Below are 19013 nucleotides of genomic sequence, written 5' to 3' on the forward strand. Positions count from 1 at the left end.
GTTATGTTTCCGAAGGTTGTGCAGGTAATACCAATGGATAATTATTCGGTATATGTATACTTTGAAGATGGTAAAATCGTATATTATGATATGACTCAGATGATTGAGAAAGAGGTATTTCGTCCATTGAAAGATATCACTGTTTTTAAAGAGGCCTGTACAGTGATGAATGATACATTGGCATGGGATATCGGGGGGAGCCGAGATAATACGAAATGTTTGGATATTGACCCGGACACACTGTATGAATTACCGATGGCGGTGGAAAAGATAGCATAATATATGGTCTGGTGACAGTATGCGCACATATGAGCGTATATGGGTAACTGACACGTAACTGACAAATGGCTTGAAAATGATGTATTTACAGCGTTTGGAGTTCAGCAAGAGATAATCAGATATTATCAGTCAATAAGGCACAAAAACCCCGGAATGAAGGCTTTCCGGGGTTTTCTTATTTCATAGGAAAGTGCTCCTATGAAATAAAACGCTCCGCGGGGATCGCACTGCGGCGGAAAGGAAGATGCCGCTTACGCGGCCCGCCGCAGGCGGAGAGTTTCGCAAGCGAAACTCTTTTTCATGCCCGGATCGCTGACTTGGTTTGCCTGTTTTTGGTTGGATTTAAGCTGTTCGCATACAGCATCACCGAAGCAGTGAAGGTGTCCGTAGTGTAGGTGAAATCGGCCATGCCGCCGTATCTTGCGGCCATTGCCCGGACGCTGGCGATGCCCACGCCCTCGGCTTTGTTCCGGCCCGGCTTGCCGGACAAAAACCGTCCGCCCTCCTGGCAGACCAGCCCGCCGTAGCCGTTCTCCATGCGGATTAAAATTTGGTCCTCCTGTGCCTGTACCTGCAGGCGGATAAACTTTCGGCCTTCGCCCGCGTCCAGCGCGGCGGCGACAGCGTTCTCCCACAGATTGCCCAGGATAACCGCCAGATCACTGCCCGTGACCCCTGGCTCATTAGGCAGCGACGCGCTGATGGAAACCTCCACCCCCGCCTGCCTTGCCAGCGTTTCATAGCGGCGGCAGAGGGTGTCGGCCACAAAGTTTTCGCACAGCGGCGGCTGGATAGCCTTTGCCATACTCCCCTCGTAATCCTCCAGATAGGTAAGGGCCTCCGGCACCTCTCCCTTCTCCAGCAAGCCCCGCAGCACCTTCACATGCTGTCTGCGGTCGTGGCGGATGCGCTTCATTTCCTCGGCGTGGCTCTCCAAATCCTCCACCCGTGCCCGCTGCAAATCAAGCTGGTGAGTGAGCTGGGCACGGGTTTCCGCTTCCTTTGCCGCCTTTGCGCTGTTGGAAACGGCGGAGGCCATCTGTGAATAGGTCATAAAAGCACACACGCAGATGATAATGCGAAAGCCGTTTGCCACGGTGAAATTGTTATTGACGGAATAGAGATTGCTCTGCATGAAATATAAAAACACAAAAAACAGGGGGATGACCCACAACCAAAGATATTGTTTTAAATCAGCAGACAGGAGCTTGTGATAAAGCCTCTGGCAAAAAACAGCCAGCGGCAGTGTAATCAGCAGGCGTGGGATGCAAAAACCGAGGATATCGGCCCAGTGGAACGTCCCCTCCGCCAGGGCTGGAAAGAAAAGCCCGTATGTAAAGTAGGTCACAGCCTGACAGACATGAAGGGTCTGCACCGAGAGAAGCAGGACAAACACCAGGCGGCTCCAATTCTCTTTGCTGGCCCACCGCAAAAGAAGCAGGCCGGCAATGAGCCACAGCGGCAGCGCGGTGATGGTATAGTCCATGGTGAAAGGGAGCCTCCCGTTTACAAAGGCAGCCGCGCCGAGGCTTGCCGCAGCGCCGAAAAGCGTCAGCGCCGCCGCAATGCCGCACAATACAGGCGTCCGCACCCGCAGGCGGTCTTTGAGGACATAGAGGCAGAAGTATATCGTCATCGATATGTCGATGACCCACACAATATATTCCGAAAGAACAGCTTCCATACTCATACCTCCATCCGCCAGCGATTTCAATTTGACCAGACCATTATATCATAAAATTCGCCCGGTTTGCGGCAAAAAAATCCGGCTTAGGCTCTATGGGAACAGCTTCGCCCATGAAACAGAGATCGCCGGGCATCGCCGTGTACCGACCGGAAATGAGAATACGTAAATTATTTGAGTTGTAACTATTTGTCGAATAACTTCTTTATTTTCTATATTCTGTCACACAGCTGTCATACATTATCCTAATAAATTGACATTTGTCATTTTTTATGATAGACTTATTTGGTATAGGTACACAGAATGTTGACCGTGAAAATATTCCCTCCAATAATTAAAGTTGGAGATACAGATGTTCGGACGATCTTATAAAGAGGGGATTCCAACTGCACACTGGCCCTCTGGTAGTAGGAACGCATGAAATATCAATGAATCACTGAAGTCAAAAGAACGTAAAACAGCCTTCAGGGGAAAAGATGAGATGAAATACGATCAATATCAATATGACAGAATATTTGAAATATTTAAGAACAAAATCGAATCCGGACTGATGCCGAAAGGTACTGTACTCCCTTCTTATGCCAATCTTTGCAGGGAGTACAAAGTATCTAACAAAACCATACGCCGCGTGGTGGCAATGCTGTCTGATGCAGGACTCATTGAGACAAAAGAACGGCAGCTTTCTGTGGTTGTTTTTGACCAAGCAGATCCCGGAAGCGATACTACGGACAATCTGAAAGAGCCAAATGTGCCCGTTATGACAGACATTTTAAAAACAGCGGAATGTCTCTACTATCCGTTTATATGTCATGGGATTTCTCTGTGCAGCAGGGACGATTGGGATATTCCCGAAAAAATAGCCCGACAATTGAATCCAAAGTTCCCCAAACTTTTTTGGAAAAATTCTAAACTGATCTGGCGGTTTTTTATTGCCAGATGCGAAAACGAGTTAAGCCTCCATATTGTTGATGCTCTCGGCTTTCTAGGGGTGGAATACAGGGAAAATAACTTTAGTTCACGTGTCACGTATCAGCAGACTCTCATTGATTTTATTGAAAAGAGTAGAATCGCGGCACCTACAAGTGATGCCATCAAAGATTTCCTTGCGTATATTCATTTTATTACGATATCAAGGGAAGATTTCCAATGTTACGTTCCTGCTGATTCCCCCTTTCGCATAGGCGTTCAGGGGCTTAATCAATGGATGAAAACAGCGGAAGAACGCTATTCCAGTGTATACCTGGATATTTTGGGCCTGATCGCTATCGGTTATTATAAGCCTGGAGACAGACTCCCTTCCCATGTCCAGATGCAGAAGCAGTATGGTGTCAGTGTAAACACAACGACGCAAGCGATTCAGTGTTTACAAAAATGGGGCATTGTAGAAGCGGTCCGAGGAAAAGGAATTTTTGTTTCTGCGAATAGAGAGGCGTTTAACGATATTTATGTGGACCCTGAATTAATTGCCAGCCATATCAGAAGATATTTTGAGTGTTTGGAGTTGATTTCCTTAACGGTAGAGGGAGTGGCTTATCATGTTGCATCTCATGTTTCTTATGAGCAAATACAAAAATTAATTCAACGATTAGATGAAGCAAAAAAATATGATCGTTTATATCAACCGGCACCTGTTGTTCTGCTGGAATTTTTAATTGAGCATATTACATATGAAGCCCTGCGATCGATCTATACGATAATGCTCAAAAACTATCGAATTGGCCGAAAAATACCAAAACTAATAAACAGGGCCAACGGATCCGGAAAACTGGAAATACACAGCAAGTGTGTAGAAGCGGCAAATGTATTGATCGGCGGAGACCGAAGCGCATTTTCCAAACAAGTCGCGGAGATGTTCGCATATACACATCAGCTTATTGTTGAAGAGTGTAAAAAACTGGGCTACTGGAAGACCGTTAAGGATATATATGACGGCTCTCAGCTGTGGAAATAGTTTAGTTTACACTATAATCAAATAAAGCCATTGGTACTTGTGGTGCCATTCTATGCTGGGAGCGGATAAGCACAAGGAAAAGAGAAATGAATGAAAAGACCAAAAATGGCGGAACAACAATTCTGCCGCGGCAGCTTACACTGCGGTGGGATTAAAAGGATAAAGTGCAGACACAAGGAAATATCTCACAGAAACAATCAGGTTTTTGCGGGACAGTTATTTAAGCAGGAGTCTATATGAAACATTCTATAAGACAATCAATAAGGTATAGTAAAAAAGTTTTTGCTGTGATGGTATTGCTTGTCACATTGCTTTCAAGTGCCGATTCGGTTTTTGCCGCTGAAGAACAATCTGTCCGGCTTCGAATCCCATTTCCGGAAACGGAAGGCTTTACGATGACAGACGAAAACGGGAAACGCTCCGGCCTGGTCGTGGATTATTTGTATGAAATCGCAAAATACACCGGCTGGTCATACGAATTTATTGATACAGATGCCAATGACATGACAAAGGAGTTTATTGCCGGTGAATATGATCTTATGGGCGGTACCTATTATTCAGAGGCGTTTGAAAAATACTTTGCCTACCCGGATTATAACTGTGGCAGGACTAAGGCGGTATTGTTGGCCCGCCAGGATAATGACGCCATTAAAGGATATGATTTAAGGGATTTGAACGGGAAAACCATAGGCGTTGTTAAGCGGGCAACCGATAATGTGCGCCGGCTGGAAGAGTTCCTCAGTGCCAATGGATTAAGCTATACACTCAAACCCTATACCTCCGAAGAAGTAGCCGCCAATCAAATCAATCTGGATTTGGAAGCCGGAATCATTGACCTTAAACTTGGGAATGCGACGGATGATACAGGTGAGTTCCGAGCGGTAGCGTACTTTGATGCCCAGCCTCATTATCTGGTTACGCAGCCGGACAACAAGGAACTGCTTGACCAGCTGAATTGGGCAATGGAGCGCATTCTGTTGTCTGATCCTCATTTTTCGGAAGAAGTATATAAGCGGTATTTTGATGATACAGGTGTGGAAAACCTGTTGCTGACCAGGGAAGAAAAAGCCTATATTGAACAGAAGGGGACAGTGACAGTGGCGGTTCCCGACTTTTATCATCCTCTTTATTGTATTGGTTACGAGGACGGTGACCATGTTGGCCTGATTCCGGAGCTGTTGGAAAAAATAACCGTGCGATATGGGATTGAGTTTTCCTACATATTGGCAGACTCCTATGCCCATGCGCAACAACTCGTTATCGAAGGCAAAGCCGATATGGCCGGCATTTTCTTCGATGATTCCGCGGATGCCATGCGCAGTGAATTGGTTCAGACCAAGTCCTATGCCGCATTAAATGACTTAATCGTACGCAACCGATCTGTGACCTATCCGGCAGATGGATTAACCTGCGGCCTTTTGGAAGGACGCCAATTGCCTTCCTATGTAAAAGCAAGTGATGTAACGTATTTTACGACCATTGTAGACGTTTTGTCTGCAGTGGATACCGGTAAGGTGGATTTTGCCTGTGGGCTTTCAGCGCGGATTGAACAGTTGATGCAGGACAAGATTTATACAAACGTGGTTCCTGTCACTTTATCGTCAAACCGCATGAACATCAGCTTTGCTATGCCTATGCCCGCTGATCCGGTGCTGCTGTCCATCATTAACAAGGGCATTAACAGCCTGTCCGAGGATGACAGAAACTCTCTTTTGGATCATAATCTGATCTCTATCGGAGACACTAAGGTATCATTGAGAAGTTTTGTCAAGACCAATCCAATTTTAACAATCGTATCTGTAGCAGCTTTTTTGCTGCTCGTCACAATGGTGATTATTGTAATTGCCATAATGCGTGTAAAGAACGCCGAAATGCAAAAAAATATTGTGAAGGCAGAGGCGGATAATAAAGTAAAAAGTGAATTTCTCTCCCGTATGAGCCACGAAATCCGTACACCAATGAACGCCATCGTTGGAACGACCGCGCTCATCGCAATGAAAGATGATGTACCCGAAAGTATAAAAGGAAATTTGGAAAAGCTGAACTCAACTTCGCAATATTTATTGGGGCTAATCAATGATATTTTAGATATGAGCCGAATTGAAAACGGTATGCTGTCAATTGCATATGAAGACTTCTCCTTACGGCAGCTGCTTGATGAACTTTGCAGTATGATGCAGACACAGGTACAGGCCCGGGAATTGGAACTTTGCTGTGAGACTAATTTCAGGCATTCTGATTTGAAGGGGGATGCGATCCGATTAAAGCAGGTTTTGATGAATTTGGTTTCCAACGCCATTAAATTTACACCACCAGGTGGAACGGTACGTCTGAGCGTGGAGGAAATGGAAGCCTCTGAACTGCAGGCTTCCTATGTGTTTAAGGTTACTGATACCGGCATTGGAATCAAAGAAGAGGATTTGGAGCGTATTTTTGAATCTTTTGAACAAGTCGGGGCGAATCAAATGCGCAGTCAGGGAACCGGGCTGGGCTTACCGATCAGTCGGAATATTATACAGCTTATGGGCGGTACACTGAAAGTGAAAAGTAAGATAAATGCGGGAAGCGAATTTTTCTTTTGCATTCCCCTTTCATTAGGAAAATCCATAGAATTCAAAACGCCGCCTGCTCCTTCAGTCCGTTTTGAAAATACAAGGATTTTGCTGGCTGAGGATCATCCGATCAATGCAGAGATTGCCATTGACATATTAGAATTAAAAGGTATACAGGTGGAGCTTGCTGAGGATGGAGCAGAAGCGGTTAAACGCTTTGAGCAAAGTACCCCTGGGTATTATGATCTTATTTTAATGGATATGAGAATGCCCAACATGGGAGGTTTAGAGGCAACAAAGACAATACGGGCTTCTGGCCACCCTGACGCAGAAAAAATCCCTATTGTCGCCCTAACTGCAAACTCATTCCAAGAGGATAAAGATATGGCAAAAGAAGCCGGAATGAATGATTTCCTTTCTAAACCATTGGAAATAGATTTGCTTTATACCGTGCTTCACAAGTGGTTGCCAAAAAAATAGAATACAGGGAATTTTGTGGGGAACACACAGGGTCACAATAAGATATACAGGTAAGGCTAAATATGGCAATGACAAAAGAAAGACTGATAAACAGAGGCTTTTAAGATGGCCGCTGCCTATCAGTCTGCGCACATCGACAATTGAAACCGCCGTGTACTCGCTTCTTTAATAATCACAAATCTCGATTCCCAACATATTGCCGAGGGCGGTCAATTCCGCCTTGACATCCCGGTATATCACGGCAAAGTGGGGTTCGAATCCTGCCTTCACGCTCCGTGTAACCACTTCCTTCACAGGGGAATCCGCCTTGACCACCACGCTTGTTCCGGTAAATTGTTTCGGTTTGGGAAGGGCCGAACCGTTTAACACAAAGAAACGGAAGGACCCGTCCGGCTTCCGGCCGATCCGGAACACGGTGACCGCCCCGCATCCTTTGCAGCCAAAGTCCTGGCAGGGACCGATCTTCCGGTTGGGATGTACGCCTACGCAGGCGCCGGTATTATCGCCGGCCAGAGAGCAGGCCGCCATGCCGCAGTGCCAGTAAGTGAGCGTATTCTCCTGTTCATCCAGGGATACCGGGTCGCCGAAGAATACTGCCTGGCCGGATAGCTTCATTCCTATGTACATGGAGAGAGCGCCGTAGATATCCGCCTCACAGCTGGCAGCGATGTGTTCGTCATTGAGCAGGGATAAGACGGAACAGACCGGCGTGCCGTAACTGGTAAAGAAATCCGGCCAGCAGCGGGAGGCAAGCGCTCCAATCCCCTGAGCGGAAACATATTCTTTATAAGCTTTATAAAGTCTGGCAAACCCCATGCGGTTTTCTGCCGGTGTCTTTTCCAGGCCGCACATCTGCCGGGAGGCTTCTTCCAGATAAGGAAGGCATTCTTCCTCTTCGTAACTTTTCGCCGCGTCAATCAGTTCTCTTGCTTCTATCGATTCCAAAGTCACGCCAAACACCTGAAGCAGTTCCAGATCCAGCGCGCGCCCGAAGCCAAAACCCTGGGGCGTGTGGCCGACAGCGGCCATTTTCAGGGATTTCATGGAATACAGTGCTTCCGCTGCGCGGATACAGACGGATAGTTGGCGTTTAACCTCTTCTTCTTCCGGCGCACCGAAGATATACTCAAAATGAGAGTGCTGCAGTCCGGTCATGGCATTGGCTGCTGAATAGGCGCCGGTCAGGGAATTTAAACGAAGCCGGCCGCCGTCGATCGTTGGTTCCCGCAGTGTCCACAGCAGTATCGGGCAGTCGAAACGCTTCAGAATTTCGCTGGCATAGGCAGAGTTTGCAAAGGTTACATTCTGCAGGATAATGAGATGGGGAGAGAGCCGGTCCGCATATTCACACAGATCCTCTGGGGACAACAGCATTTTGTCCGGATAAACCCCGCTGGTTGTAAAGGAAGAGATGACCTTTACTGATTTTTCGAATTCTTTTTGGGCGCTTTCCAGATGGAAAGTCGGAACACCAATCGGTATGTACGCTACCTGGAAATCTGTCATAGAAATACCTTCCTCGTCTATTTTATTTTTTTAAAGACTTTAAAATAATTGAAACAGTGAGAAATAATAGTGGCTTTACTACAGTATAACATTTAACGGAGATGTTTTCAATAATTAATTAAAACTCTTAATAAAATACTATTGACACTCCCTATAATCTCCAATATAATGTGAATATACAGAGAGAAATAGTGGAGAATGGAAAAGTTAAAACTGTTAATCAGATGATTTGCCCGGATGGCGGGAGGAAAGGTGGCACTATGGTTGACAAATTCACATTTCACATGCCTACAACGGTGTGCTTTGAAAATGGGATTGCGAAAAAGGTGAAAGATTACATAGCGGGAGAAAATGTCTGCATTATTTCAGACCCTTTTCTGTTTGAAAATGGAACGGCACAGGCGGTCGGCGAGGCTATGGAAGGCAAGAAGGTGGTATATTTCAGCGGAATTGAACCGAATCCTTCCTGCGAGAGTGTGGATGAAGCGGCGGAATGTATAAGGGAAGCGAAAGCGGACTGCGTGATCGGGCTCGGCGGGGGAAGTTCCCTGGATGTATCTAAGATGGCGGCCTGTCTGGGGGATAATGAAGGCAGTATCTATGATTATTACGCAGAAGGGAATAGAACGCTCAAAAAAAGAAAGACACAGCTGATCTGTATCCCCACCACTGCCGGTACAGGAAGTGAAGTGACCAACGTAGGCGTATATACGAACAAAAAGGCGGGAATTAAAATGCCCATGGTCAACCAGGAATTCTGGCCCGATTATGCACTGATCGACGGGGAACTGACTGTCAGCCTGCCGCCGTGTGTCACGGCATCTACCGGGATGGACGCGTTCTGCCATGCCATTGAGGCGTATTGGAACAAGGAATCCCTGCCGGTTTGTGACATGCTTTCCATGGGAGCGTTGAAAAGTATACAGGAACATATAAAAACCGCATATGACCATCCGGAGGATCTGAATGCCCGCGGGGCCATGATCACGGCCAGTCTGATCGCCGGTATTTCCTTCAGCCAGACCAGGACGACCGGTATTCACGCGTTGAGCTTCCCGCTTACGACAGAGTTCGGCGCGAACCACGGCACGGCATGCTCGATCACCCTTCCGGCGTTCATACGAAAAAGCACGGAACAGGCCAAAGAGAAAATGCAGCAGCTCTGCGCTTACCTCGGCTATCCGGATGTGGAAGCGCTGGCGGACGGGGTGGAAGAACTGATGAAGAGTATGGGAATGCCGGTAAGGCTGTCCCAGATCGGTGTCAGGGAGGAGGATCTGGAACATATTGCCCAGGTGGGTCTATCCGCGGCGATCATTCAGCTGACACCGGCTGTCATGAATGAACAGACGGTATATGAATTACTCAGATCCATTCTTTAAATATTTTTTTTGGAGAATTATTTAAAAGGTTTAATAAAATAGATAGAAGGATAGAACTTGGAAGGAAACGGAAACACACAAAATTTCAGGAGGAGTGGAAATGCCAGAGAACAGAATAGAAATGCTCAAAAACCGTGCGGATGAGATCCGAAAGCTTACAATCCGGTCCATCGGAAGCCTGGGGACCGGCCATATTGGAGGGGCTCTTTCCCTGTGCGAGGTACTGGCAGCGCTGTATTTTGACGTGATGAATATTGATCCGAAGGATTCCAAAAAACCGGACAGAGACCGCTTTGTATTATCGAAAGGCCATGGAGGGCCCGCCCTCTATGCCGCTCTGGCTCTCAGAGGATTTCTTGCGGAGGAGGAACTGGACACCTTAAACCGCCCGAATACCCATCTGCCCAGTCACTGCGATATGCGCCTTACCAACGGAATCGATATGTCCACCGGCTCCCTGGGTCAGGGCTTTTCCGCGTCGGTGGGGATGGCGCTGGCTGCGCAGCTGGATCAAAAGGATCTGTATGTGTATTCCATCATCGGTGACGGGGAAAGCCAGGAAGGGCAGGTCTGGGAAGCAGCGATGCTGGCCGGCAGCCGGAAGCTGGACCATCTCATAGCGTTTACGGATTACAACAAAATGCAGATAGATGGTTATATCGAAGAAGTCAACGGGCTGGAACCCCTGGACAAAAAATGGGAAGCCTTTGGTTTCCATGTACAAAATATCAATGGGCACGAGATCAAAGAGATTCTGTATGCAATCGACAACGCTAAGAAAATAAAGGGAAAACCTTCGATGATCCTTTTGAACACGATAAAGGGAAAAGGCGCTTATTTCTGCGAGAACCAGGTGGCTTCCCACAATATGAATATTACAGAAGACATGTGGAAAAAGGCTGTAGCATTACTGGAGAGGGAGGGATGAAGCAATGACAGGAAGGAAGGAAGCAGCAGAAAAAAGGGAAGCCGCAGCAGGGAAAAAGGAAGAACGGTGGCTAAGAGAGACCTATGTGGATCTGCTGATCGGGGCAGGTGAGCAAAACCCGGATATCGTCATTCTGGAAGCCGATCTTATGAAGGCAGCGGGTACCATACGTTTTAAAGAACGGTTCCCGGAACGCGCGATCAATGTGGGAATCGCCGAGGCCAATATGATGTCGGTAGCGGCAGGAATGTCCGCTATGGGGAAAATTCCCTTTACCCATACCTTTACGCCGTTTACCACCAGAAGAGCCTGCGACCAGGTGACGTTATCCATTGCCTACGCAGGGCTGAATGTGAAAATGATGGGAAGTGATCCTGGCGTCACGGCCGAACTGAACGGCGGTACCCATATGAGTATGGAAGATATGGCAGTCATGAGAAACATTCCGGGGATGGTGATCTACGAGCCGGTAGACAGCGTGCAGCTTCGGAAGATATTCCCTCAGATCGTCTCCCACTATGGGCCGGTCTATATCCGTCTGCTCCGCAGAAACGCCGTATCCATCTTTGAGGAGGACCAGGAGTTCACCCTGGGGAAAGGCACCGTGATCAAGGAAGGAACCGATGTCACCATACTGGCGACAGGGATCATGGTGGCGGAAGCGGTGGAAGCGGAAAAGGAGCTGAAGAGGGAGGGGATCGATGCGGAAGTCATTAATATACATACGCTGAAGCCTCTGGATGAAGAATTAGTGCTACAAAGCGCCAAAAAGACAAAAGCTGTCGTGACCGCGGAAAACCATAGTGTGATCGGAGCGCTGGGAGGGGCAGTCAGCGAATTCCTGTCGGGAACCTGTCCGGTTCCGGTGATCCGGGTCGGCGTGCAGGATCACTTCGGGGAAGTCGGGTTCACCGGATTCCTGCAGGAAAAGTACGGATTGACAAAAAAAGAAATTACTGCCGCTGCAAAACAGGCAATCCAAATCAGGAGGGAGCAGGCATGAAAAAGATAGTGATCGGATCAGACAAATCAGGATTTACTTTAAAAGAGGCGGTCAAAGCGCATCTGGCCGAAGCGGGATACGAAGTGGAAGACTGCGGGACAAAAAATATGGAGGAGCCCATGCCCTATTTTCAGGTGGCGCCCATCCTGGCAAAAAAGATACAGGACCAGGAATATGAGAAAGGCATCCTTATCTGCGGTACGGGGATGGGAATGGCGGTCGTGGCCAACAAATTCAGGGGTGTATATGCCGCCGTCTGTGAAAGCACCTACGCAGCCAGAATGTGCCGTGCGGTAAATGATGCCAACGTGCTGACCATGGGAGGATGGGTGACGGCTGAGGTATTGGGCTGTGAGATGGCAGACGTATTCTTAAACACCGGGTTTACCCAGGGGCTGGAGGAGTGGCGGCAGAAATTCCTTCAGAATGCAAGAGAGGAAGTTTTCTCGCTGGAAGAACAGATCTATGCTGCAGAAGCGAAGTGAACGGGATTATTAAGATATTGAGAGCCGATGGAAAGGAGCAGCTATGAAATATTTTTTAGACAGTGCCAGATTAGAGGAAATCGAATACGCCTATGAGAACTATTGTATCGACGGGGTGACCACGAACCCGAAGCATATCAAAATGAGCGGGAAACCTTTTATGCAGGTGGTGCGGGATATTGCGTCCTGGATCGAAAAAAAGGGTCTCCAGGGCATAGACAGGTTCCCGGTATCCTTTGAGATCAATCCCCATCTGGATACATGGGAAGAGATGGTAAAGGCGGCCAAAGAAGTAGCCTCCCATTCGCCCAACTACGCGATTAAAATTCCCTGCTGTGAACAGGGGCTGATCGCTGCGAAGAAGCTGGAGGAAGCCGGTATCCGCACGAATGTAACGCTGGTATTCAGCACGTCTCAGGCTATACCGGCGGGCAAGCTGAATGCAAAGTTCGTCTCCCCTTTTGTGGGCTGGAAAGAAAACAGCGGTGACAGTGCGGATTACATACAGAATATTATTCAAGTTTACAAAAAATACAATTTCAGGACCGAGATCATCGTCGCAGCAGTCCGCAACGGCAGACAGATCGGAGATTTCGCCGCCATGGGAGCGGATATCGTAACCTGCGGCCTCGACGTCTATCAGGCGAGCTTCGAGCATCCCTTTACCACCTATGGGCTGGAAATCTTCCGGGATGCCTGGGACAACACCGTCCAGGAATAACAATAGGGGAGGGGACTGGCATCTTTCGGCAGTAAAGCGGAACCTTCAAGCAACTGCGCGGAGAAAGGGGCCTGTCCCCGGATGCCGGCCTATCCGAGGAAAAAGAAGCCTGCTCCCTGGATGTGGGACGATTCGAGTCAACATCCGGGGACAGGCCCCTTTCTCCGTGCAGTTACTTGAAAGCCTGGCTTTACTGCCGAAAGGTGCCAGTCCCCTCCATAAGTAAGAAAAATATTATGCGGCTGTACGGCCTGTCTCCGGGGAAAGCTCCGCAAGCGGAATTTAAGTGGTACAGCCATGCAGAAACGAGGTAAAAGATGAGCGAATACTTAGGAAAGTTACATGAAACGGCCATACGTTTCCCGAATACGGACATCTGGATGGATTCGTGCGGGGAAGAAGAACTGAATTACGGACTGGAACGGGGGATCGTGGGAGCGACCAGCAATCCGATCATTGTCGGCAGCGTGATCAAAAATGAGCTTGCCACGTGGGAACCCAGGATCCGCGCGTTAATCGCTGAGAATCAGGAAGCGGACGAGGACGAGATCGCCTGGAAGCTGATCGATGAAATCGGAGCCCTGAGAAGCCAAAAGCTTCTTCCTGTATTCCATAAATTCCACGGAAAAAAAGGCCGTCTGTCCATCCAGACCAACGCCAAATACTACCGGAACACAGGGAAAATGATAAATCAGGCATTACACCTGAATTCCCTGGGTGAGAACATGCAGATCAAGATGCCGGCCTGCGAAGCGGGGATAGCGGCAATGGAAGAAGTCACATACCAGGGTGTCAGTATCAATGCGACGGTTTCCTTCACCGTAGCCCAAGCAGTCTGCGTGGCCGAAGCCGTGGAGCGGGGGCTGGAACGCAGAAAAGCAGAAGGCCTTCCGGTTGAGCACATGGCGCCGATCTGCACCATCATGATCGGAAGAACGGACGACTGGATGAAAGAATACATAAAAAAGACGGGAATGGTCATCGAACCGGAAGCGCTGGAATGGGCCGGTGTCGCCGTCATGAAAAAAGCATACCGAATCTTCAGGGAACAAGGATACACCACCCGGCTTCTGACCGCGGCAAACCGCAACCAATACCACTGGTCCGAATTTATCGGAGGGGATCTGGCCCAGACTATCAACTATTCCTGGCACAAACGTTTAAACGCCTGCCAGGTAGAAGTAAAAGACCGGATCCAAGAACCAATAAAAGAGGAATACTTAAGGGAATTAAACCGTATGGAGGAGTTCCGCAAAGCATACGACGAATATGGGATGCGCCCCTGTGACTTCGAGACCTACGGAGCGTTCCAGGCTACCCTTGACACCTTCATTGCCGGATACGATGATCTGTGCAGGCTGATCCGGGGCTATATGATATACCCGCTGCCAGCCCCCGGCCCGGTTCTGTCCCAGACCGCAGCGGCCGTTCAGACAGAAGCGCAGCTTAAACAGCGCGGACAGCTATGATAAAACCAAAACAAACCCTGCCGTTACTGCTGCTGGCTCTCATATGGGGAAGCTACTATGTGGCCAGCCAGAAAGCGGTACAGGGCCTGAGTGTATTTTCCGTCGGCATCGTCATCCGTTTTATCACCCTGATCCTATTAACCATCCTGATGTGGAAAAAGGGAGAACTCAAACTACTATTGCACACAAAGGGTGTGATCCTCCGGCTCATCCTGATCGGCTGTCTCGGCTTCCTGCTGGACCTAACCGCCTTCATAGGCTTGTCCCTGTCGGCAGCCGGGATCGGTACCGCCCTGTTAAAATGCGATATCATCTTCGTAAACCTGATATCCGTCATCATCTACAAAGAGCGCTTCACAAAATTCGACTGGGCCTACACCTTCGTCATGCTCTTTGGCGTATTCCTGGTTATGGGCGTAGACTTCGGCAGTTTAAGCCTGGGAGGCCGCGGTGACATCTTCTTTATCCTGAGCGCCCTGTTCGTATCCATCAACGCGTTCGTCATAAAGAGCGTCCAGCTGGACAAAAAGAATCCCATAGCCGACAACGTGGTAGCCTACTACAACAACATTGTCACCATGATCCTGTTCACCATCTCCACCATCCTGATGGGACGTCTCGGAGAACTCAAAGTCCTGATCCAGGACAAATCCACATTAACCGCGGCGCTCCTGGCCGGCCTTGGACAGACCCTGGTATACATCGTCTACTATTACAACCTGCGTCGGTTTCCAGTCTGGATCGTAAAAGTATTCCTTCTCCTGATGCCGATCGTCTCCACTCTGATCTGCTTTGTGCTCTTCAAAGAAAAGCTGGCTCCCATGCAGCTCCTGGGAATCACGGTCGTACTGGCGGGGGCCTTCGGAATCCTGATGGAACAGAAGAAGAAAGTGATTTGTGCGCGGGAATGAGGGGGGGGGGGGGATAGCGGGCCGGGGCAAGGGCGTTCGTAAGGCAGGGGGAGGAACGGGCGCCGAATCGCTTTGCCTTTGTCTTAGAACGGGCTGCTCCGAAGAGATCGAAACCCCGCAGGGCCCGGGACGGTTCTTCCACGGGGGTGGGTATGGACGTTGCTTATGGCTGGGGACAGTGGACGGTATCCGGGGGGGATCCCGGCGGCCGGGTTCTTTTGTGTCTCCTTGGGAGCGCTTAGGGCTTGCGCTGGCATCCGCTAAGTGAAATCGAAAAGCCGGGTTCAGGAATCGAGCCTATTCACCAGGAACACATGATGTGTTCCCGGTTCAGAGGCTCTTGCCCGTCGGACGTGAAGTCCGCCGTGCATCCTGAACCCGGCTTTCCGATTTCACTAAGCGGATGCTCAGCCGCCCTATGCGCTCCCAAGGAGACACAAAAGAACCCGGCCGCCGGGATCCCCCCCGGATACCGTCCACTGTCCCCAGCCATAAACAGCGTCCATACCCACCCCCGCGGAAGAACCGTCCCGGGCCCTGCGGGGTTTCGACCTCTTCTGCGTAGCCCGTTCTAAGACAAAGGCAAAGCGATTCGGCACCCGTTCCTTCCCCCCCTGCCTTACGAACGCCCTCGCCCCGGCCCGCTCCAGCCCCGGTGAAGCCCCACTTTCATGTGCAGGAGTTCAGTCAACGAAAGCCCTGTAAGAGTATATAAAACTAAAAAAGAGAGAGCGATCAATAAACGATTGGCTGTAATCTTTAAGTTACCTGCAACACTTTTAAGCGGCCACAGGCGGACGAAATTATGAACCCGTACTTAACATCCTACGAAGCACACACAACATATAAGAAATAACAAATATACGAAATAACATATATACGAAATAGAAATAAACTAAATAGCAAATAAACTAAAAGAAATAAACTAAATAGCCAATAAACTATATAACAAATAAACTAAATTCAACTATACAAAATAACAAATATACCAGATATACGAAAAACAAATAATGCTATAGAAACGAAATACATAGGCAGTTCAACAGACATATACCAGTTAAAAACGGAAATGAAACCAGAGGAAGATAATCCAAATTCCGAGATTCCGACAGTCTGAATATGTATCAGATATATCCGATCACCTCAAACCGGCCCGGAGTAAGAAATATTCAAGAGCTAAACGAACAGCAGTATTTTGCACATGGAACTGAGCATATATTAAAGTAGGTGAGGGAAGGCGCGGGGGGCGGCTCCGGGGGCGGGGCATCTGTATCGGGCGCCAAATCGCTTGAGGTCAGGCCTTAGAACGGGTTACGCAGATGGCGGGAGAACCTCGCAGGGCCTGGAACACTGTCCGAGCCGTTATTTTGGCGAGTTTGTTCCAGGCCCTGCCAATAAGAGGTTCTCCCGCCATCGGAGTTACCCGTTCTTAGGTCTGGCCGATGCGATTTGGCGCCCGATACAGATGCCCCGCCCCCGGAGCCGCCCCCCGCGCCTTCCCTCGCCGGCCCCCCATCAAAGCAAATGTCCGCCCGACTCAAAAAAGCGGTTAATGATCGTATAAGCCGGCCCGATCGTCTCCAGCTCCAGATTAAAGTGGCTGAACGAGACCCGCTCGCTTACGGAGAAGAACTTCAGATTCTGATTCAGTACTTCGCGGAATCTGGCGCTCTCGAAGAGCTCACCGTATAAAATGACGGAAGAGGGATCCAGAATGCAGATCGAATTCTTGATGGCCAAAGACAGATAATAGATCACCTTCTCCATGGCTTTTACTATGGGAGGATCATTTTGTTCGTAGGCTTCCACAAGCGCTTCCACCGTGAATTTCTCAGGATTCCCATCCAGAAGTTCATAGAGGATCGGTGTGTTTTCTTTGGAAAAGACGTCGGAAATGGAGCGCTCTATGGAAGAATAGCTGGCTATGGTTTCCAGACAGCCGTGGTTCCCGCAGATGCAGGCAAGACCATCCGGTTCCACGATCAGATGGCCCAGTTCGATGGCCTTATAGTCGAAATCATGGGTGGTGTGCCGGTAATTCAGTCTGGCTGCGCCGACACCGGGGCCGTATTTTACAAATAGCATATTATCCAGATATTCCCGCCGGGACAAAAATGCCTCGCCGTGGGCCAGCGCGCATATATTGTTGGTCAGGACGATCGGTATATGCAGGGCGGCTTCCAGATAGCCGCTTACCTGTACATTTTCTTCCCAGATGCCATAGGATTTCACACTGATCCCCTGGCGGGACTTTACAATACCGTTCACGCAGACACCCATCCCAAGGAGGGTGCGTCCGCTTAAGATTTTACTATTTTCTAATAAGCTGGTGACGCTTTGGCAGAGCTTCTCGAGTATTTTGGAAGAGTCATAATAACAGTCTGCCGTTAACACGGTATCCTCAAACAGGATCGTGTTCTTCAGATCCATACACATAATGCGGAATTTGTGTTTGCTGATATAAACGCCGATTGCCGCGAATCTTTTGCCGCGTATTTCTAACAGGATTTCTTTGCGTCCTTTACGTCCGACATTGGAGGACTCATAGCTGCTTTCTTCCAAAAGCCCTTCCTCGATCAGGTCGTTGGTGATTAGTGTGATGGCTGCCGGAGTAAGTCCCAATGCGGTGGCGATCTCCTTTCTGGAAATACTGCCATTTTGATAAATCAGCCGGAGAATCGAACCTCGGTTCCTTTTCTTGACATCCAGCATATTAATTCCATTTGTTTCCGCCATAGTACATACCCTCTTCATAAAAATGTTATTTTATACGGGAGCTTCGCAATCGAAACTCTCTTGTCAGAACCTGATCTGCAGATTCTCCCCATGGATACCGACATAAGCGCCTTTGGAGGCGGGGACACTGTCTTGATGGGCAATCAGCCATTTGTTTTTCATCCAGATCAGCTGATCCTCCGCAGTGGCTGCTTCCGGCAGCGAAGAGAGCGGTTCGTTGGTGCCTGCTGTCAGGACAATTATACTTTTAAATCCTTCCGGGCTTACCCTGCAGGGGGCAAAGTGAAGCGTGGTGGCATAGAGCTCCACCGCTGTCCCGCGTGGTACATAAAAAGCGGTGACCTGATCGGAGGAAAGCTGATTGTCATGGATCCTACGCACATCGCTTAACAGCAGGACGAGATCTGTGACTGCGATATCCAGCTCGGAGCATTTGTGGTACTCCATGGCGTTTAACCGGTCGGTATTGCCGTTGCAGTAACCCACCTGGCATGGTATTCCCGCATAAAAATGCGAGGTCATCAGTGACGCGAAATCCGTGTGCATCAGATCCGGATCGGATGCAATATACTTGTTCCCGCATTCCGGAATCTCCTTATGTTCCATGACCCCGAGGACTTCGTCCAACGGATAACCGGTGATAATACGGCCGTATTGTGCAAAGGCGGCGTCCGTAACCGGCCAGAAGGAAAGGTCCGGATTTTTTTCTTTTAGGCGCTCAAAGCTCATAGTCTCTTATCCTCTCTTTAATTAAAAATTTTAAGTGAAACAGGAAAAATGGATCTGTAATAGTTAAAATATTAAATGTATCATATCAAATTCGGGCTGTATTTGCAATTGAAAATGAGAAAATATCATTGGTTTATAAAATTGATTAAAATATTTAATGAAAAATGAAAATGTCTATTTACATTTGTCTATAAATA

General features: G+C 48.6%; 14 protein-coding genes. 10 read left to right on the forward strand and 4 right to left on the reverse strand.

The features are described 5' to 3' along the window. Positions 1-3 precede the first annotated feature (3 nt). Complete coding sequence (locus ABC831_RS21730; RefSeq protein ID WP_343250168.1) at positions 4-279, forward strand: DUF2442 domain-containing protein; 276 nt, start codon at positions 4-6, stop codon at positions 277-279. Positions 280-577: 298 nt separating this feature from the next. Here ABC831_RS21730 and ABC831_RS21735 read toward each other — a convergent pair whose 3' ends face one another. Then, complete coding sequence (locus ABC831_RS21735; RefSeq protein WP_343250169.1) at positions 578-1963, reverse strand: sensor histidine kinase; 1386 nt, start codon at positions 1961-1963, stop codon at positions 578-580. Positions 1964-2444: 481 nt separating this feature from the next. Here ABC831_RS21735 and ABC831_RS21740 point away from each other — a divergent pair, with 481 nt between their 5' ends. Continuing rightward, positions 2445-3914: a GntR family transcriptional regulator gene (locus ABC831_RS21740; protein ID WP_343250170.1), complete on the forward strand. Its 1470-nt coding sequence runs from the start codon at positions 2445-2447 to the stop codon at positions 3912-3914. A 236-nt stretch (positions 3915-4150) separates the two neighbouring features. Beyond that, positions 4151-6946: an ATP-binding protein gene (locus ABC831_RS21745; RefSeq protein ID WP_343250171.1), complete on the forward strand. Its 2796-nt coding sequence runs from the start codon at positions 4151-4153 to the stop codon at positions 6944-6946. 165 nt (positions 6947-7111) lie between these two features. Here the strand turns inward: ABC831_RS21745 and ABC831_RS21750 are convergent, their stop codons facing one another. Beyond that, on the reverse strand, positions 7112-8452 hold the full coding sequence (locus tag ABC831_RS21750; protein WP_343250172.1) for a fucose isomerase: 1341 nt from the start codon (positions 8450-8452) through the stop codon (positions 7112-7114). A gap of 260 nt (positions 8453-8712) precedes the next feature. Between ABC831_RS21750 and ABC831_RS21755 the strand changes: the two genes are divergently transcribed. From ABC831_RS21755 to ABC831_RS21785, 7 genes are all read left to right on the forward strand, one after another. After that, a complete protein-coding gene (locus ABC831_RS21755; RefSeq protein WP_343250173.1) occupies positions 8713-9834 on the forward strand; it encodes an iron-containing alcohol dehydrogenase family protein in 1122 nt (373 codons plus the stop codon). Between the two features lie 100 nt (positions 9835-9934). Then, complete coding sequence (locus ABC831_RS21760) at positions 9935-10762, forward strand: transketolase (protein WP_343250174.1); 828 nt, start codon at positions 9935-9937, stop codon at positions 10760-10762. Between the two features lie 4 nt (positions 10763-10766). Beyond that, complete coding sequence (locus tag ABC831_RS21765; protein WP_343250175.1) at positions 10767-11765, forward strand: transketolase family protein; 999 nt, start codon at positions 10767-10769, stop codon at positions 11763-11765. Next, positions 11762-12250 (forward strand): RpiB/LacA/LacB family sugar-phosphate isomerase, encoded by a 489-nt coding sequence (locus ABC831_RS21770; RefSeq protein ID WP_343250176.1) that lies wholly within the window; start codon positions 11762-11764, stop codon positions 12248-12250. Before ABC831_RS21765 ends, ABC831_RS21770 begins: the two co-directional genes overlap by 4 nt. A gap of 43 nt (positions 12251-12293) precedes the next feature. Further along, positions 12294-12971: a transaldolase family protein gene (locus ABC831_RS21775; RefSeq protein WP_343250177.1), complete on the forward strand. Its 678-nt coding sequence runs from the start codon at positions 12294-12296 to the stop codon at positions 12969-12971. A 317-nt stretch (positions 12972-13288) separates the two neighbouring features. After that, complete coding sequence (locus tag ABC831_RS21780) at positions 13289-14440, forward strand: transaldolase family protein (RefSeq protein WP_343250178.1); 1152 nt, start codon at positions 13289-13291, stop codon at positions 14438-14440. Continuing rightward, positions 14437-15351 (forward strand): DMT family transporter, encoded by a 915-nt coding sequence (locus ABC831_RS21785; protein ID WP_343250179.1) that lies wholly within the window; start codon positions 14437-14439, stop codon positions 15349-15351. The genes ABC831_RS21780 and ABC831_RS21785 overlap by 4 nt, the downstream gene beginning before the upstream one ends. Before the next feature lie 1515 nt (positions 15352-16866). Here the strand turns inward: ABC831_RS21785 and ABC831_RS21790 are convergent. Both ABC831_RS21790 and ABC831_RS21795 read right to left on the reverse strand, forming a co-directional pair. Further along, positions 16867-18087, reverse strand: coding sequence for an ROK family transcriptional regulator (locus ABC831_RS21790; RefSeq protein WP_343250180.1), 1221 nt, complete (start codon positions 18085-18087; stop codon positions 16867-16869). Positions 18088-18150: 63 nt separating this feature from the next. Then, positions 18151-18816, reverse strand: coding sequence for a DUF4867 family protein (locus ABC831_RS21795; RefSeq protein WP_343250181.1), 666 nt, complete (start codon positions 18814-18816; stop codon positions 18151-18153). Between the last annotated feature and the right edge of the window lie 197 nt (positions 18817-19013).

The sequence above is a fragment of the Diplocloster hominis genome, from assembly GCF_032380655.1.
Classification (GTDB): Bacteria; Bacillota; Clostridia; order Lachnospirales; family Lachnospiraceae; genus Diplocloster; species Diplocloster hominis.

Coding starts and splice junctions, on each gene's coding strand:
- ABC831_RS21770 (WP_343250176.1), top strand. CDS start 11,762: ATGAAAAAGATAGTGATCGGATCAGACAAATCAGGATTTACTTTAAAA.
- ABC831_RS21795 (WP_343250181.1), bottom strand. CDS start 18,816: ATGAGCTTTGAGCGCCTAAAAGAAAAAAATCCGGACCTTTCCTTCTGG.
- ABC831_RS21735 (WP_343250169.1), bottom strand. CDS start 1,963: ATGGAAGCTGTTCTTTCGGAATATATTGTGTGGGTCATCGACATATCG.
- ABC831_RS21745 (WP_343250171.1), top strand. CDS start 4,151: ATGAAACATTCTATAAGACAATCAATAAGGTATAGTAAAAAAGTTTTT.
- ABC831_RS21730 (WP_343250168.1), top strand. CDS start 4: ATGTTTCCGAAGGTTGTGCAGGTAATACCAATGGATAATTATTCGGTA.
- ABC831_RS21785 (WP_343250179.1), top strand. CDS start 14,437: ATGATAAAACCAAAACAAACCCTGCCGTTACTGCTGCTGGCTCTCATA.
- ABC831_RS21775 (WP_343250177.1), top strand. CDS start 12,294: ATGAAATATTTTTTAGACAGTGCCAGATTAGAGGAAATCGAATACGCC.
- ABC831_RS21765 (WP_343250175.1), top strand. CDS start 10,767: ATGACAGGAAGGAAGGAAGCAGCAGAAAAAAGGGAAGCCGCAGCAGGG.
- ABC831_RS21755 (WP_343250173.1), top strand. CDS start 8,713: ATGGTTGACAAATTCACATTTCACATGCCTACAACGGTGTGCTTTGAA.
- ABC831_RS21740 (WP_343250170.1), top strand. CDS start 2,445: ATGAAATACGATCAATATCAATATGACAGAATATTTGAAATATTTAAG.
- ABC831_RS21760 (WP_343250174.1), top strand. CDS start 9,935: ATGCCAGAGAACAGAATAGAAATGCTCAAAAACCGTGCGGATGAGATC.
- ABC831_RS21780 (WP_343250178.1), top strand. CDS start 13,289: ATGAGCGAATACTTAGGAAAGTTACATGAAACGGCCATACGTTTCCCG.
- ABC831_RS21750 (WP_343250172.1), bottom strand. CDS start 8,452: ATGACAGATTTCCAGGTAGCGTACATACCGATTGGTGTTCCGACTTTC.
- ABC831_RS21790 (WP_343250180.1), bottom strand. CDS start 18,087: ATGGCGGAAACAAATGGAATTAATATGCTGGATGTCAAGAAAAGGAAC.